Genomic DNA, 16,494 nt, shown 5'->3' with positions numbered 1-16,494 from the left:
ATAATGTGAATATTTCAGGGGTATCAGAGATATAAGTCCTTTTATGATGGATAAGACTTGAAATGAAAGAGGTAGGATGGATGAATAAAATTTTAGACATTGTAACATCAAAGAACCTGACTTATGAGCAGAAAGTTGTGGCTCTGGCCCATGCGGCGGAAAATAGTCTGGAGGTGCTTTCCATACCGGAAGCAACCCGTCATTACAAGGACACCGGTGCGATTTGCGATCTGGATGAAGGACACGCGCCTTACCGTCCCAGATATGTGATGCCGGACTATGAAAAAGCAGTAAAAAACGGCTGTGAATTTTTACAGCTTGAGGCGCCTAAGGACCTGGACGAAGTATTGCAGTTTCTGACGATTCTGTACCGCCACGTTCCCTCTATCACCAGCTATCCTGTTTATCTTGGCAATATTGATAAACTGATAGAGCCGTTTCTTGAAGGGGTTACGGATGAGGAAGCGGAAAAAAAGCTGAGGCTCTTCCTCGTTTATTTGGACCGGACCATAACCGATGGCTTCTGCCATGCTAATTTGGGACCGGAAGAGACAAGAGCAGGCCGCCTGATTTTAAAACTTGAAAAAGAACTTCAAAATGCGGTTCCTAATTTAACGCTGAAATATGATAAGGACATTACGCCTGATTCTTATGCAGAGCTTGCCCTTTATACCTCTCTGTATTGTGCAAACCCGGCGATCTGCAATCACAAGATGCACAATGACACTTACGGTGATTACGGGATATCAAGTTGTTATAATATCCTTCCCATTGGCGGAGGTTCCTACACATTATCGAGAATCGTCCTTCCCAGGCTTGCTGCGGAAGCAAGGAACAGGGAACAGTTTTTAACAGAGCTATTGCCTGATTGTCTTTCCCGCATGGGGGACTATATGAATGAAAGAATCCGTTTCCTTGTAGAAGAATCCAATTTCTTTGAGACCTCTTTCCTCTCTAAGGAAGGCTTTATTTCCAGGGAAAAGTTCCTTGCAATGTTCGGAGTCGTTGGGCTGGCGGAATGTACAAACATGCTGATGCAAGATCCGGAGAAAACATATGGTCACAATGCAGAAGCAGATGACTTAGCAGAGCAGATCATGAAGGTGATTGCGGATTATGCTGGTACTGCAAATGCCTTATATTCAGAGGTTTTTGACAATCACTTTGCCCTTCACGCCCAGGTCGGCATCGATTCGGACCATGGCATTACCTCAGGCGTGCGGATCCCGGTAGGGATGGAGCCGGAACTCATGTATGATCACCTTCGTCACAGCGCCAGGTTCCACAAGTTTTTCCCGACTGGCTGCGCGGATATCTTCTCCTTTGATCCCACAGGAAGAAACAATCCGGCCGCCATGCTGGATATCGTAAAAGGAGCGTTTTCTCTGGGGGACAAATATATAAGCTTCTATGCTTCTGACAGCGATCTGGTCCGTATCACGGGATATCTGGTCAAACGGAGCGAAATGGAAAAATATTATGAAGGCGAAGCCGTACTCCAGAATACGGTGCATCTGGGCGGAGACAATTACCGCAATGCCCATCTTGAGAACCGGAAGGTAAGGGGGCTGCAGTGAGAGCCGCTATTAACAAAATGATTCCCTTAAGTGTAGTAGACGGGCCGGGCTGCCGGACTGCGGTGTTTGTCCAGGGCTGCAATATCGCCTGCGCTTACTGCCATAACCCGGAGACACAGCGGCTGTGCAATGGCTGCGGCGTTTGTGTCAGCCAGTGTCCGGCAGGCGCCTTATCCCTATCAGGGAAACAGGTCATATGGGATGAGGCAGTCTGTACCCAGTGCGATCATTGCATACGGGTCTGTCCCAATTACGCATCTCCAAAGGTTCGGTGGATGGAGGCTATGGACGTCTGGGAACAGATTTCAAAAAATATACCGTTTATTCAGGGGATCACAGTATCCGGCGGTGAATGCGGCCTGTATCCGGAATTTCTCACAGAATTGTTCACACTTGCAGGGAAAGCCGGGATATCTTGTTTTCTGGACAGCAATGGCTGCGTGGATTTCACAAAGCATCCGGAGCTCATGGCTGTGACGGATAAAGTCATGCTGGATGTGAAAGCGTGGGACTCCCAGGTGTTTCACAGGCTGACAGGCGGAGATAATGGTATTGTTAAAAAGAATCTGAACTATCTGGCCCAGGCAGGTAAATTATATGAGGTAAGGCTTGTATGTCTGGAGGGAGAATCTTCTTCCGGTCTGGCAGAAGATAAAGATGTGGACATGGAGGAGGTCATCAAAGGAGTGGCCGCCGAAGTAACCCCTTATCTGGAGGATTTCAGATTAAAGCTTATTACATTCCGCAATTATGGGGTGAGAGGTAAAATGGAACATAGAAAAAGCCCTACTCAGGACCAAATGGAGAAATTAAAGGAACTGGCGGTTCAATGTGGGTTTAAAGAAATACAAATTGTATAGAATGAAAAATGGAGGAATCAGGTTATGATGAGAAAAGGTATTGTATTTGGTTTAACAGCGGCAATGGTGCTGTCACTTACGGCTTGCGGAGGCGGAAAAACGGAGACCACAAAAACCCAGGAGGAAACTTCCGGAGGAAAGAGCAGCTTTTCCGTTGCAATGATTACGGATACAGGCGGAATCAATGACCAGTCCTTTAACCAGTCCGCATGGGAAGGCCTTACTGAGTTAAAGAACAAGACCGGTGCAGAGGTTAACTACATCGAGTCAAAGCAGGCATCGGATTTCGTAACGAATTTAGAAAGGCTGGGAGACAGCGGTGCCAATCTGTTATGGGGCGTAGGCTACGCCTGTGCTGATGCAGTGCTGGAGGCAGCCGACAGCAATCCTGATATCCAGTATGCGATTATTGACAATGCTTATGAGGATACACCTTCCAATGTGACTGGAGTTATGTTCCGTGCCCAGGAACCCTCCTTCCTGGTTGGATATGTGGCAGGACGGACCACACAGACCGGAAAAGTAGGTTTTGTAGGCGGAATCTCCTCAGGCTTAATCGACCAGTTCCAGTACGGTTATGAAGCCGGCGTAAAGTATGCGGCAAAAGAGCTTGGAAAAGATATTGAAATTTCTGTGCAGTATGCAGAAAGCTTTAGTGATGCAGCTAAGGGAAAGGCCATTGCTGCTAGAATGTATTCTGATGGCTGTGACGTGATCTACCACGCGGCTGGCGGCACAGGAACCGGTGTTATCGAGGCTGCCAAGGAAGCGGACAAGTGGGTAATCGGTGTAGACCGTGATCAGGCATATCTGGCACCGGAAAACGTATTGACATCTGCTCTTAAATTAGTTGGTAAAGCAGTAGAGGAAGTATCGGAAGAAGCAATGAACGGCCAGGATATTGGTGGTAAAACCCTTACCTTCGGCTTACAGGAAGACTGTGTGGGAATTCCTGAAGAACATGGCAACATGCCGGAAGGTGTTTATGAGGATACCTTAAAGGTGAAGGATAAAATTAAAAACGGAGAACTGACACCGCCGACCACAAAAGATGAATACGAAGCGTTTATCGCTAAATAGAAGAGAAAAAATTTTACACCGCAGGAATCGAAAGAGCCTGCGGTGTAAAACCGAAAGGAGATAGTATTGACATGGTCACGGGAAACAGCGATTATGCGGTCCAGATGCATGGAATCACAAAACGGTTCGGGGCATTTTACGCTTTGAAGGATATGAGTCTGGATGTTAAGAAGGGCAGCATTCATTCTCTTCTGGGTGAAAACGGTGCGGGGAAGTCGACGCTGATGAATGTACTGTACGGATTGTATCAGGCCGATGAGGGAGAAATCTTTATCAATGGGAAAAAGGTGGACATAAAAAATCCTAATGTGGCCATAGCAAACGGCATCGGTATGGTTCATCAGCATTTTATGCTGGTGGAGGATTTCACGGTCACACAGAATATTATTTTAGGAAATGAAACTACCTCCCGCGCAGGTATTGTAGATATGAAGAAGGCCAGGAAACAGATTTTAGATATCGTGGAAAAATATGGGCTGGAAGTAGACCCGGATGCCAGAATATGCGATATTTCTGTTGGTATGCAGCAGAGGGTGGAAATATTAAAGGCGTTGTACCGGGGAGCAGAACTGTTAATCCTTGATGAGCCTACCGCTGTTCTGACCCCTCAGGAAATTGAAGATCTTCTCTCCATTATGCACAATCTGGTAGATGACGGAAAGGCAATCATCATCATCACTCATAAATTAAAGGAAATAAAGGCATCTTCCGATACCTGTACCATCATCCGCCGCGGCGAATACATTGATACGGTTCCGGTAGATAATGTTTCCGGACAAGAACTGGCTGCGCTTATGGTGGGCCATGAAGTAAAGCTGGTGGTGGATAAGACTCCTGCAAAGCCGGGAGAAACGGTATTGGAAATCAAAGACCTTGTTGTGAAAAACGAGAGAAAGCTTGAAGCAGTAAAGGGTTTAAACTTAACAGTCCGCAAAGGAGAAATCGTGGGGATCGCCGGTATTGACGGAAACGGGCAGAAGGAACTGGTGGAAGCGATCAGCAGCCTGGTACCTGCAGAAAAGGGAAGCATAACGGTCTGCGGGAAACCGATCATTAACACAAACCCAAGGACGGTCATAGACAGCGGTGTCAGCATCATCCCTGAGGACCGGCAGAAAAGGGGTCTTGTCCTTGACTTCACTGTAAATGAGAACGCGGTATTGGAGCGTTGCCGCAAAGAGCCATTTTCCAGAAAAGGGATCTTAAATAAAAAGAAAATGGAAGAGTTTACCCAAACCCTCATCGAAGCATATGATGTCCGGCCGGATGACTGCGGTTCCAGAAGAGTGGGGGAACTTTCCGGTGGAAACCAGCAGAAGGTTATTATCGGACGTGAAGTCGCCATGAATCCGGATATACTGATTGCGGTACAGCCGACCAGAGGACTTGACGTAGGAGCCATTGAAACCGTGCATAAGACTCTTATCCGTGAAAGGGATAAAGGAAAAGCGGTGCTTTTGATCTCTTTTGAGCTGGACGAGGTCATGAATGTTTCCGATACCATAGCGGTCATTTACGACGGAAAAATTCAAGATACGTTTCAACAGGGAACCGTAGATGAAAATACGATCGGTTTGTTAATGGCAGGAGGAAAGAACCATGGATAAAGCGATAAAGATTTTAAAAAAACCATTAACAATGACTTTGATCGCTGTTTTCTTCGGATTTATCGTAGCGGGGATCATACTCGCGGCGGCGGGATATCCGCCGGTTCATTCACTAACCGTCTTGTTTGACGGAGTCTTTTCCAGTCCGAAACACATTTCCAATGTAATCATTAAAAGTACGCCTATCATTCTCACGGGAATCGGCGTTGCATTTGCGTTTAAGACCGGACTTTTTAACATTGGAGCCGAAGGACAGTTTATAATGGGATGTGTGGCATCTACCATAGTCGGCATTCTGTTTGATTTTCCTCCGGTGATCCAGATTCCTCTCGTTGTCCTTGCTGGCGTGGCAGCTGGGGCAGTGTATGGCGGGATTGCTGGTTTCTTAAAGGCGAGGTTCGGCATCCATGAGGTTCTTACCAGTATTATGCTGAACTGGATTGCACTTTATTTCTCCAATTATGTATGCTCCTTAAACCGGTTCCATAAGCCGGATACCATTGGAACGTACCCGATCAACCGTTCCGGCTACACGATGATTCTGGGAAATTACAAGACCACGGAGGCGGGAAAGGCGGCACTTGCACAGAATGAATTTCTTCGCAGCACCGTTTTGAAAACAGATGTAAACGTTGGAATTATTATAGCAGTCATTCTGGCTGTTTTTATCTGGTTCCTTCTATATAAAACGGCTAAGGGATTTGAACTGAGAGCAGTAGGTTTTAATAAGAGCGCAGCAGAATTTTCCGGAATTTATGTAAACAGAAACATCCTGCACTCCATGCTTATTTCCGGGGCTATCTGCGGGCTGGCTGCGTCTCTTTATATCACCGGGAATTCTCCTCATGGCATTGCTACATTAGCAGCCTTTGAAAACACGGGCTTTAACGGATTATCCGTTTGTCTGATTGCGGCCAGTTCACCAATCGGCTGTATTTTTGCAGGACTGCTGTTTGGCGGTTTGATCTATGGCGGCCAGTCTTTGCAGTACGAGGTGGGAGCTCCATCAGAAATTATCAACATCGTTATTGGTGTCATCGTATTTTTTGTGGCGCTGACCCGTATCATTCCGCCGCTGGTGGACCGTTTTTCGAAGGGAGGTAAGAAACATGCTTAACAGTCTGATGCTATTTGTAGGCATTACACTTATGTATTCCACTCCTTTGGTATTTGCAGCATTAGGGGGAGTGGTGTCGGAGCGGTCCGGCGTTACCAATATCGGCATCGAAGGAATGATGACCATCGGAGCAGTTACAGGGGCTACTGTGGGTTACTATTCAGGAAGTGCCTGGGTAGGATTTTTTGCAGCCGGTCTGGCAGGAGGCGTTATTGCCCTTCTCCATGCCTTTGCGTCGATTACATGCAAGGCGGACCAGACGATATCCGGTATTGCCATCAATTTGATCGGTCCCGGTGTGGCTCTGTTTGTCTGCCGCCTGCTTTTTGACGGTGCTACCATGTCGCTCCCGGTACCTCATAAGATTCCAAAGGTGTTTGGGAGCTTAAACTCAAAGGCTTTTCAGAATTTAAATGTGGATGTAACCGTTGTCATCGCGTTTGTACTGGCTGTGTTTATCTGGTTCTTTCTTTATAAAACAAAGTGGGGGCTTCATATCCGGGCAGTAGGAGAGCATCCGGCAGCAGCGGATACCATGGGACTTAACGTTTATAAAATCAGGTATATCTGTGTGCTGGTTTCCGGCATTTTAGCAGGACTGGGCGGTGCGTCCATGACCCTGGCCATTATCCCTCAGTTTACGCCTACCGCGATCAGCGGACAGGGATTTATTGCACTGGCAGCTGTTATTTTTGGAAAATGGACTCCTCACGGGGCTTATGGTGCCTGTCTGTTATTCGGAGCAGCCCAGGCCCTTACCGTTACTCTGGGAGGGGGAAGATTTGCGGTTCCTTCGTCCATTCTGGCAATGCTTCCGTATCTCATTACTATCGTGATCCTGATCCTGTTTGTGGGAAAATCCTCTGCGCCGAAAGCCAGCGGGCAGCCATACGAAAAGGATGCGAGGTAAGTGCTTAGATGCAAGTAATGATTCCCGGCGGATCATAAATATGATATGATGAAATCAAAGAGAAAGAAACGAAAAGGAGCAAGATCGTGAACGATGCTATGTCTTTAATCAATGAACTTCACAGTGAGCCGCGGGAATACTTAAATAATTATCTGGCCAATGCGCCTAAATGGCTCCTGGAAGCCTTTAAGATAGTAAACCTAAAAAAGGGCACCACCTTTATTCACGAAAATGAAACCGTGGATACCATTTATATTCTGGTAGAAGGTGTTGTTAAAGCTACGGATTACCGGGTTCAGGAAATCGCCTACGACTATACCAGATTCTATCCGGTGGAGGTGTTTGGAGCTATGGAATTTCTTATGGGCTTTGAGCTTTACCGGACGACTCTGGTGACAGAAACAGACTGCCGGTTCCTCTGTGTATCCAAGGATCAGTTCAGCCGCTGGATGCTTTCGGATATCCATGCGGTTTTAGAACAGGTTAAGGCCATGGGCGTCTATCTTTTAGAGCAGGTCAGAAAGGAACGTCTGTTTTTGTTTTTACAGGGAAGTGACAGGCTGTTCCTGCTCTTTATGGAGATTTACCGGAAATCATCCCATCGGGGGACCTGCCGCATACAGCTTGCAAGAAAAGATTTATCAAACAGCACCGGTCTTTGCATAAAGACCGTGAACCGGTGTGTCAGCCAAATGGAGGAGAAAGGGTATATTTCCCGGGAAGGAAGGACCATTATTATCGATGAAGAGCAGTACCGGCGGATTAAGGCGGTGGTTGCAGAAAAGATTGATGAGAATGAGATATAAAGAAGGGTGGATTAAGTATGACAAATTATTCAGAAACAGAAGGAAAGCAGTATCACATCCAGGTTGGGAAAGGGGACGTGGGCAGATATGTTATTCTGCCAGGTGATCCCAAGCGCTGTGCCCTTATTGCGAAGTATTTTGACAATCCCAGACTGATCGCGGACAGCAGGGAGTACGTGACCTATACCGGTACGTTAGACGGTAAGTTAGTCAGCGTTACATCTACTGGAATCGGCGGACCATCTGCGGCTATTGCCCTGGAGGAACTGGTGATGTCCGGTGCAGACACCTTCATCCGCGTGGGTACCTGCGGCGGAATGGATGTGGAGGTAAAAAGCGGGGATTTAGTCATTGCGAACGGAGCCATCCGCATGGAAGGAACCAGCCGGGAGTACGCCCCCATTGAGTTTCCGGCAGTCCCGGATTTTAATGTAACAGGTGCATTGGCTGCTGCTGCAAAGGCCCTGAATAAGTCCTATCATGTAGGAGTTGTCCAATGTAAGGATTCCTTTTATGGGCAGCACTCTCCGGAAACAAAGCCGGTATCCTATGAATTGTTAAACAAATGGGAAGCCTGGATGAAGCTGGGGTGCAAGGCTTCGGAGATGGAGTCTGCGGCTCTGTTTGTTGCAGCCAGTGCGCTTAAGGTGAGGGTCGGTTCCATATTCCTTGTATTAGCGAACCAGGAACGGGCAAGACTTGGTCTTGAAAATCCCATCGTCCATGATACGGATGGGGCCATACGAACGGCAGTAGAAGCCATTCGTCTCATGATACAGCAGGATGAATCATAAAAGAGGAGGAGTTCAAATGGAGATGACACCAACTCCCCATAATGGGGCAAAAAAAGGTGAAATAGCAAAAACAGTTTTGATGCCGGGGGATCCTTTACGGGCAAAGTATATTGCGGAAACGTATCTGGAAAATCCGGTTCAGGTAACGTCGGTCCGGAACATGCTTGGTTTTACCGGAACCTATAAGGGGAAGGAAATTACGGTTATGGGAGGCGGAATGGGAATGCCGTCCATGGGGATTTATTCCTATGAGCTGTACCATTTTTATGATGTGGACCAGATTATCCGCATCGGTTCCGCCGGTTCCCTGCAGGATAAGGTAGAGCTTATGGATGTAGTGATCGCCATGGGAGCCTGTACGGATTCCAATTATGCTTACCAGTATGGACTTCCGGGTACCTTTGCGCCTATTGCCGATTATGAGCTCCTGGCCAGAGCGGCAGAAGCGGCCGGAAAGTTGGGGACGAAAGCGGTTGTGGGCAATGTGCTGTCCAGCGATATTTTTTATAATGCTGACAGCGGGGTTAATGACAAGTGGCGCAATATGGGAGTTCTGGCTGTTGAGATGGAAACAGCGGCTTTATATATGAATGCGGCTGCGGCCGGTAAAAAGGCTCTCTGCTTGCTGACGGTTTCCGATCTTGTATTTGGAGAGGAAAAACTGAGCGCAGAGGAGAGGCAGCTTGGATTTGGAAAAATGATAGAAATCGCCCTGGAATTGTAGATTACAGAAAAACATGGCTCCGGTTTTTGGAAAGGGTGGTAGCCAGGAGGTTGGAAATGAAAGAAGAAACGATGAAAGGTGTTTGTCAGGGTGAAGCTTTGGCCGGAACAGAGCTTCCTGTAAAGGAAATGATTGATCAGGCTTTTGAGGCTATGGGAAAAGCGTATACTCCATATTCAGGATTTAAGGTGGGAGCGGCGCTTTTATCAGCTGACGGCACTTTGTATCAGGGCTGCAACATCGAAAATGCAGCCTATACTCCAAGCAACTGCGCGGAACGCACGGCATTTTTTAAGGCGGTCAGCCAAGGGGAAAAGGAATTTAAGGCAATCTGTATTGTTGGAGGAAAAGAGGGAATCCCTACTGGGCTTACAGCCCCTTGCGGAGTCTGCCGTCAGGTAATGATGGAGTTTTGCGACCCGGAAACATTTCAGATCATATTAGCGGCAGGAAGAGAAGAATATAAGATATTTTATTTAAAGGAACTGCTGCCCATGGGCTTTGGGCCGAAAAATTTATAGAATACAAAATCACTTTACAACTGAGAGCTAAGCACTTTATTAATAAGGGTTTGGCTCTTACTGTTGTTATCCGGATGATTTATAAAATAAATGAATTGATAACTGGCAGCATTTTTGTTAGAATCATGTAATAAAAAACAATTGGGGGAATATCATGAAAGGATGTATTTTCTGTCAAATAATTAACGGGGAACTGCCATGCTATAAAATATATGAGGACGATCATACGCTGGCGTTTCTGGATATCGGAAAAGAAGTCGACGGACATACAATTGTCATTCCGAAAACCCATATAGTTAATATTCTTGACTGCGATGATGAAACTCTTGGACATGTTATGAGCGCTGTTAAACGAATCTCAAACCACTATGTTGACCATTGTAGCTATACAGCAGTGAACTTGTTAAATGCCAGCGGAACGGATGCAGAGCAGTCTGTGCCTCATCTTCATTTTCATATAATTCCAAGAAAAAACGACGATGGTATTCATGCGTGGCCTGATCTGAAGGAAAGAGAAAGTACTCTCGATGACATGTATCATTTATTAAAATTATAATAAAGTTCCCCCATCTGTATTATGGTCTGTTATAATTACGTTAAAAAGTGCTTCCCGCAAGGATAGACGGTACAATATAGAACGAATGTCATAAATTGTATATTGCTGTCAAAGCTTCTTTGTGGTACCATTTAATTAATCTAAAAATGGAAAAAGAGGATGTTTTAAGTGATAAGAGAACGACTACAAAAGTGGTGTAAAATCGCAGGGATGTTTATAACCACTGTCATTATGCTTTTGATTCCCTGCGCATCTTATATTCTATTTGAATATGTGACTGGCAATCTGCTGACCATTCCCCTGTCCATGGCTGTTTTAAATATAGGCTGGATCTACTTAATATATCTTGCAGTGTTTGCCGTCAGCGGCAGCACCAGGATAGGGATCCCGCTCACAACGGTTTTTCTTTATATTGTTTCCGTAGCAGAATACCTGGTTACAGGCTTTCGAGGAAGGCCTATTATGATATGGGATGTTTTGGCTTTGCGGACTGCTATGAGTGTGGCAGGAAATTATGAATTTGTCTTCACAAAGGAAATGTACCTTGCTTGTCTGGGAGTCCAGGTAATCTGCCTCTTTGCCTTGCTGTTTCCTATAAGGGTAAAGGGCAGGAACAAACGTCTGGTCTTTGCCGGAGGAGGTACCGGTGTTGTCCTAAGCTTTATTTTATGGTTTTATTCATGCCTGATCCCGTATAAAGGCCTGGAAATTAATATGTGGGAAGTCAATGAGACCTATCAGGAATATGGATATGTGCTTTCTACGGCTGTCTCTTTTAATTATGCAGTGAAGAAAAAACCAAAGGGTTACAGCTTTGCAAAGGTAAAACAGATTTATGATACTGTAAAAGCGGACAATCAGGTTCTTCTGGCTTCTGCCGGAGATGTCGACGTGGAAAGCGAAGATAAGATAACGCCGGTCAATATCATATGCATTATGAATGAAAGTTTTTCCGACTTAAAAGTAGGAGGAAATTTTAAAACGAACCAGGAGTACTTTCCTTTTTTAAACAGCTTAAAGGAAAATACGGTGAAAGGAAGCCTTACTGTTCCTGTGTTTGGTTCTTTGACCAGTAATTCTGAGTTTGAATTTCTGACAGGAGATTCGATCTCCCAGCTTCCGGCTAACAGCATTGCCTACCAGTTTAATGTTAAGCCCAATACATACAGCCTTGTAAGTACATTAAAATCCCAGGGTTATGATACCGTTGCCATGCACCCGTATCCAAAAGAGAATTGGAACCGTCAGGAGTGCTACCGGAACTTGGGGTTTGATGAATTTCTGGATATAGAAGATTATGAAGGCAGTGAGCTGCTTAGAAACTATATCAGTGACCACGCAGATTACGAGAAGCTGATAGAAAGGGTGGAATCCAAGGAGAATCCGGAGGAAAAACTGTTTCTTTTTAATGTGACTATGCAGAACCATGGAGGCTATGACACCCTGTTTGATGATTTTGATCAGGATGTATGGCTGACCGGAAGTCTTAAGGGAAAATACCCAAAGGCTGACCAGTACTTGTCTCTTATGAAGAGGTCAGATGAAGCACTGGAATATTTGATCTCTTATTTTGAACAAAGCTCGGAGCCTACCATGATCGTTCTTTTTGGGGATCATCAGCCAAGTGTGGAAGATGAATTCTTTGATGATATTTCAGGAACTCCCAGTAGCCTTGTGAAGAATGAGGACCGGATGATGTGGTACCAGACCCCGTTTTTGATCTGGACCAATTATGAGACGCAGGCAGAGGAAAAAGGGGAAATGGGAGCCATTTATCTTTCCTCAGAGGTGTTAAAGAGAGCCGGGGTCACTATGACACCTTATCAGCAGTTTCTCCTTAAGATGGAAGAGACATTCCCTGTAGTACACCCTATTGGATGCTTAGATCAGGAGGGAAACTACTATTCCTGGGAGGCCTTAAATAATCCGGAGAATCCATACAGTGAACTGATTAAGAACTATGAGTATCTGGTATATAACCACATTTTTGACGGGAAAAAGCTTAAGGAGATGTTTTCCTTAGAAACCGATAATTAGCCCTGGTGACTGTTACCAAAAAATAAAAAAAATAAAAAAGGCGGATGTGGCAGGAAGATGCCGCATTCGCCTTTTTAAATTAGCTTAAAAGCAACATTATTAAAGAAGTCTCCCGGTCCTTACGGTTTTTTTACGAATACGTAATAAAAACGTTATTGTAAAAAGCAGGGAAATTGGTTATTATTGTATGGAACCTGATTAAGACAACATGGAGGGATGCGAAGATGAAGGAAATAAATATAGGCAGGGTCATGACTGGATTTTTTACCGCTGCATTTTTATGCTGTGCCTCTGCCTTTGTTGCGCTGGCAGATGTAGGCGCGGCCGGTGTACAGGCAACAATTCAGTCCTGTCTGGTCAATTCTGATAAGAACAGCGTGACGGTTCAGGCAGAAAGCAATGCTAATATGGGAGGAACGGATGGTGTCCTCTACCTGGTGGAGCTTCAGCCTTACCAGAAAAATCTTGACGGCAGGACGGATTATGCGGCTTCCGCGGCGCCGGGAAACAAAGTTACCTTTACATTTCCATTGAACCGTAATACGGTCCAGGACAGACTTTACAGCAAATTCGTCATTGCTGTCTGGGATGGAACAAAGTATATTGAAATCAGCAAACCTCATTATATTACAAACCCTGAAATGGTTGCGGCAAATACCCAGCCATTTAATGATCCTCTTACCAAGAAGGGCTTAAACATTCAGCTTAATATGCTGGGGGATGCCTTTGAATTAGGTGTGAAGCACGTAGCCACCAATATCTCTTTTCATCAGATCCTGGGCCAGGGAATTGACTACCAGTACGATGGAAAGACCTATCATTTTGATAAGAATGCCATTACAAGCTATGATGAGACGATCAGTGCTTTATCCGGGAAAGGGATGACGGTAACCGCCATTATATTAAATGGCTGGAATGACGCCGAACCGAATCTGATCTATCCTGGAACAAAGAAAAATGCCAATGCATTTTACTACATGTTCAATCCGGCGACCCAGGAAGGGCTGGACCAGACCAGAGCTATTGCTGCTTTCCTGGCAGAGAGGTACAGCGGTTCCAATCCAAACTATGGAAAGATATCAAACTGGATCATTGGGAATGAGATCAACAACCAGCAGTGGAATCATCTGGGGGAAAGGGATATTAACAGTTACGTCCAGGCTTACCAGGATGCCTTCCGGATTTTCTACACAGCTATTAAGAGTACCAGTGCCAATGACCGTGTATATTACTCCCTGGATTATAACTGGAACAATGAGATTGATAACAAGCTGAAATATGGCGGAAGAGCGATTGTAGATACCTTTAATGCCATTGCCAATGAACAGGGGCAGATGGATTGGGGACTATCCTATCATCCATATCCCTGTCCGATGACAGAACCGGAATTCTGGGATGATGAGCAGACTGGATTAATCACCAATGATTTTAACTCTCCGGTTATTAACTTTAAGAACCTTACCACTCTGACGGATTACATGGCTCAGGATTCTTTAAAATCCCCAACCGGCCAGGTGCGTCACATCATTCTGACAGAACAGGGATTTACAGCAACAAGCCAGACAAGAGGTAATGTTGCTCAGATTCAGGCTGCCGCTTATGCGTATTCCTATTACATGGTTGACAGCAATCCTCATATTGATGCTTATATCTTAAGCCGTCAGGTGGATGCCCCTCTGGAAGTGAGGAGCGGTTTATCCTTCGGACTTTGGGAATGTTCCATGGACCGGGGAGACGACATTGTAGCCACAAGGCGCCGTAAGATCTGGCAGGTATTCAGAGATATTGATAAAAAGAAATACACCCTGGAGTCAACGGAGTTTGCCAAATCCATTATAGGAATTGAGAAATGGTCTGATGTCGTTCCAAATTTCCGGTGGAGATCTCTGGAGAAATAAAAACCGACAATAGAACAATAAATATTTAACTTTTTAAGTATGAGAACCGCCTTTAAAATAATTTTGAAGGCGGTTCTTTGTATGTTAAATTCCTTTTAAAATATCATAGTATGAAAAAAAGTTTCATAAATCATCGAATATCTTGAAAAAATAATACAACAAAGCTAGAATGGTATCAGGTTAAAAAATTGTAGAATTTCTTCTGGCTTTAAAGAAAGGAGAAGAAATGCATGAAAGGTCTACTTGTAAGGATTGATAGTTATCTTCAGGATGCCGGAGAAGCGGAAAAAGAGCTGATAAAAAGACTGCACAAAAATCCGGAATCAGTCCTCCGAAAGAGTATTAAAGAGATTGCCAAAGAAACTTATACCTCTCCGGCAACGGTCGTAAGGCTTTGCAAGAAACTGGGCTGTAAAGGATATAAGGATTTTCAGAATACCCTTGCTTATGAAGTGGCTTTATTCCAGGAGAGCAGGGACATTGCGTTTCAGAAGATCACACGGGAAGATTCCATGGAGGACATTATTTATAAGGTTACAAAGAAAAATATCGAATCCCTGGAAACTACTCAAAAGCTGATAGAACCTAAGGTAGTAGCAGAATGTGTGAAGCTGTTGGAAAATAGCAGAACCGTCACCTTGTTTGGACTGGGAACCTCCCTTCTGGCTGCAAGAGATTTGTACTTAAAGCTCCTTAGGGCTGATGTGATATGCAATGTCTGCGACGACTGGCATACACAGTTACTGGCTGCCAGAAATTTAAGAAAAGGTGATCTTGCTATCGCCATCAGCTATTCAGGACTTACGGAAGAAATACTTCAGTGCGTAAAGGAAGCAAAAGGAAATGGGGCAAAGGTGATCGCTATAACAAGGGCAGTGGAATCGGAACTGGCTTCTGAAGCTGATTTCGTCCTTCCTGTTGCGGCAACAGAGCTGATACACCGAAGCGGTGCCATGTCTTCCCGAATTTCACAATTAAATGTAATAGACATTTTTTTTACTGCTTATGTCAATAGAAATTATGATGTGTGTATGAGTAAATTTACGAAAAATTATATACAGAAGAAAGGAAGTACAGAGCATGATTGATTTGTCAGTGCTGACAACAGAGTCCCGCAATCCGGATACCATGAACCTGGATGAAATGACACCGCTTCAAATTGCGGCTATCATGAACCAGGAAGATGAAAAGGCCGTAAAAGCCGTGGAGGAAGTGCTCCCACAGATTGCCACAGCAATCGAATGGGCAACAGACAGCCTGAAAGCAGGAGGCCGTATCATATATATTGGCGCAGGAACATCCGGTCGTCTTGGAGTACTGGATGCGGTAGAATGTCCGCCCACCTTCGGCGTTCCCAGGGAACTGGTAGTAGGCCTGATCGCAGGCGGAGATAAAGCGTTTGTAGAGGCAGTAGAAGGAGCCGAGGATAGTGAGACCTTATGTGAGGCAGAGTTAAAGGAGATTGGTCTTACCTCAAAGGATATTGTAATCGGACTGGCGGCGTCCGGCCGAACACCTTATGTAATCTACGGCCTTGATTTTGCAAATAAAACAGGCTGCCATACCGTAGCCATTGCATGTAATAAAGGATCTGATGTAGGAAAAAAAGCAAAGCTGGCCATTGAACCGGTGACAGGACCTGAGGTATTGACCGGATCAACCAGATTAAAGGCAGGAACAGCACAAAAGATGATCCTCAATATGATTTCAACAGGAAGCATGGTTGGAATCGGGAAAGCCTACGAAAATCTTATGGTTGATGTAAAGCAGAGCAACGAAAAGCTGGTAGTAAGATCACAGAATATTGTGATGACAGCAACAGGCTGTACCAGAGAAGAAGCCGAAACGGTATTAAAACAGGCAGAAGGACATGTTAAAACTGCTATTACAATGATATTGCTGGACTGTGATCCAGAGGATGCAAGACAAAAGTTATCACAAGCCGGAGGGAAGATCCGCAAGGCTTTGAAATAAAAGAAAGGAGTTTTAAAGTTTTTTAATAACTTA

Annotated in this window: 15 protein-coding genes; all 15 read left to right on the top strand. The window is 45.1% G+C overall.

From position 1 onward, the window contains the following. Positions 1 to 80 precede the first annotated feature (80 nt). On the top strand, positions 81 to 1,577 hold the full coding sequence (locus BMW45_RS03130; protein ID WP_092240483.1) for a YjjI family glycine radical enzyme: 1,497 nt from the start codon (positions 81 to 83) through the stop codon (positions 1,575 to 1,577). Then, positions 1,574 to 2,437 carry a YjjW family glycine radical enzyme activase gene (locus tag BMW45_RS03125; RefSeq protein ID WP_242882889.1) on the top strand — a complete coding sequence of 288 codons (864 nt, stop codon included), beginning with the start codon at positions 1,574 to 1,576 and terminating at the stop codon, positions 2,435 to 2,437. Before BMW45_RS03130 ends, BMW45_RS03125 begins: the two co-directional genes overlap by 4 nt. Positions 2,438 to 2,461: 24 nt before the next feature. After that, on the top strand, positions 2,462 to 3,517 hold the full coding sequence (locus BMW45_RS03120) for a BMP family lipoprotein (protein ID WP_330390658.1): 1,056 nt from the start codon (positions 2,462 to 2,464) through the stop codon (positions 3,515 to 3,517). A 71-nt stretch (positions 3,518 to 3,588) separates the two neighbouring features. Continuing rightward, entirely contained in the window at positions 3,589 to 5,124 is a 1,536-nt protein-coding gene (locus tag BMW45_RS03115; RefSeq protein ID WP_092240482.1) for an ABC transporter ATP-binding protein, read from the top strand. After that, positions 5,117 to 6,241 (top strand): ABC transporter permease, encoded by a 1,125-nt coding sequence (locus tag BMW45_RS03110; protein WP_025231307.1) that lies wholly within the window; start codon positions 5,117 to 5,119, stop codon positions 6,239 to 6,241. Before BMW45_RS03115 ends, BMW45_RS03110 begins: the two co-directional genes overlap by 8 nt. Continuing rightward, positions 6,234 to 7,151: an ABC transporter permease gene (locus tag BMW45_RS03105; protein WP_092240481.1), complete on the top strand. Its 918-nt coding sequence runs from the start codon at positions 6,234 to 6,236 to the stop codon at positions 7,149 to 7,151. Before BMW45_RS03110 ends, BMW45_RS03105 begins: the two co-directional genes overlap by 8 nt. 86 nt (positions 7,152 to 7,237) lie before the next feature. Further along, the gene (locus BMW45_RS03100) at positions 7,238 to 7,957 is read left to right on the top strand and encodes a Crp/Fnr family transcriptional regulator (RefSeq protein ID WP_025231309.1); all 720 of its coding nucleotides are present in this window, start codon (positions 7,238 to 7,240) and stop codon (positions 7,955 to 7,957) included. Between the two features lie 17 nt (positions 7,958 to 7,974). Then, positions 7,975 to 8,751 (top strand): uridine phosphorylase, encoded by a 777-nt coding sequence (gene udp, locus BMW45_RS03095; RefSeq protein WP_092240480.1) that lies wholly within the window; start codon positions 7,975 to 7,977, stop codon positions 8,749 to 8,751. 16 nt (positions 8,752 to 8,767) lie between these two features. Next, positions 8,768 to 9,475, top strand: coding sequence for a purine-nucleoside phosphorylase (gene deoD, locus BMW45_RS03090; RefSeq protein WP_092240479.1), 708 nt, complete (start codon positions 8,768 to 8,770; stop codon positions 9,473 to 9,475). A gap of 56 nt (positions 9,476 to 9,531) precedes the next feature. After that, complete coding sequence (locus BMW45_RS03085) at positions 9,532 to 9,996, top strand: cytidine deaminase (RefSeq protein ID WP_092240478.1); 465 nt, start codon at positions 9,532 to 9,534, stop codon at positions 9,994 to 9,996. A 154-nt stretch (positions 9,997 to 10,150) separates the two neighbouring features. Then, positions 10,151 to 10,552 (top strand): HIT family protein, encoded by a 402-nt coding sequence (locus BMW45_RS03080; protein WP_092240477.1) that lies wholly within the window; start codon positions 10,151 to 10,153, stop codon positions 10,550 to 10,552. Between the two features lie 210 nt (positions 10,553 to 10,762). Further along, positions 10,763 to 12,589: an LTA synthase family protein gene (locus BMW45_RS03075; protein ID WP_092240476.1), complete on the top strand. Its 1,827-nt coding sequence runs from the start codon at positions 10,763 to 10,765 to the stop codon at positions 12,587 to 12,589. Between the two features lie 224 nt (positions 12,590 to 12,813). Beyond that, positions 12,814 to 14,487 carry a DUF5722 domain-containing protein gene (locus BMW45_RS03070; RefSeq protein WP_025231315.1) on the top strand — a complete coding sequence of 558 codons (1,674 nt, stop codon included), beginning with the start codon at positions 12,814 to 12,816 and terminating at the stop codon, positions 14,485 to 14,487. 230 nt (positions 14,488 to 14,717) lie between these two features. After that, the gene (locus BMW45_RS03065; protein WP_025231316.1) at positions 14,718 to 15,575 is read left to right on the top strand and encodes a MurR/RpiR family transcriptional regulator; all 858 of its coding nucleotides are present in this window, start codon (positions 14,718 to 14,720) and stop codon (positions 15,573 to 15,575) included. Further along, positions 15,568 to 16,461, top strand: a complete 894-nt coding sequence (murQ, locus tag BMW45_RS03060; protein ID WP_092240475.1) for an N-acetylmuramic acid 6-phosphate etherase — start codon at positions 15,568 to 15,570, stop codon at positions 16,459 to 16,461. Before BMW45_RS03065 ends, murQ begins: the two co-directional genes overlap by 8 nt. The last annotated feature ends 33 nt before the right edge of the window (positions 16,462 to 16,494 follow it).

It is taken from the genome of Lacrimispora sphenoides, from assembly GCF_900105215.1.
In the GTDB taxonomy this organism is placed as follows: domain Bacteria; phylum Bacillota; class Clostridia; order Lachnospirales; family Lachnospiraceae; genus Lacrimispora; species Lacrimispora sphenoides_A.
Note: the sequence above shows the minus strand (reverse complement) of the source record. Positions and strands in the feature narration are given on the sequence as shown.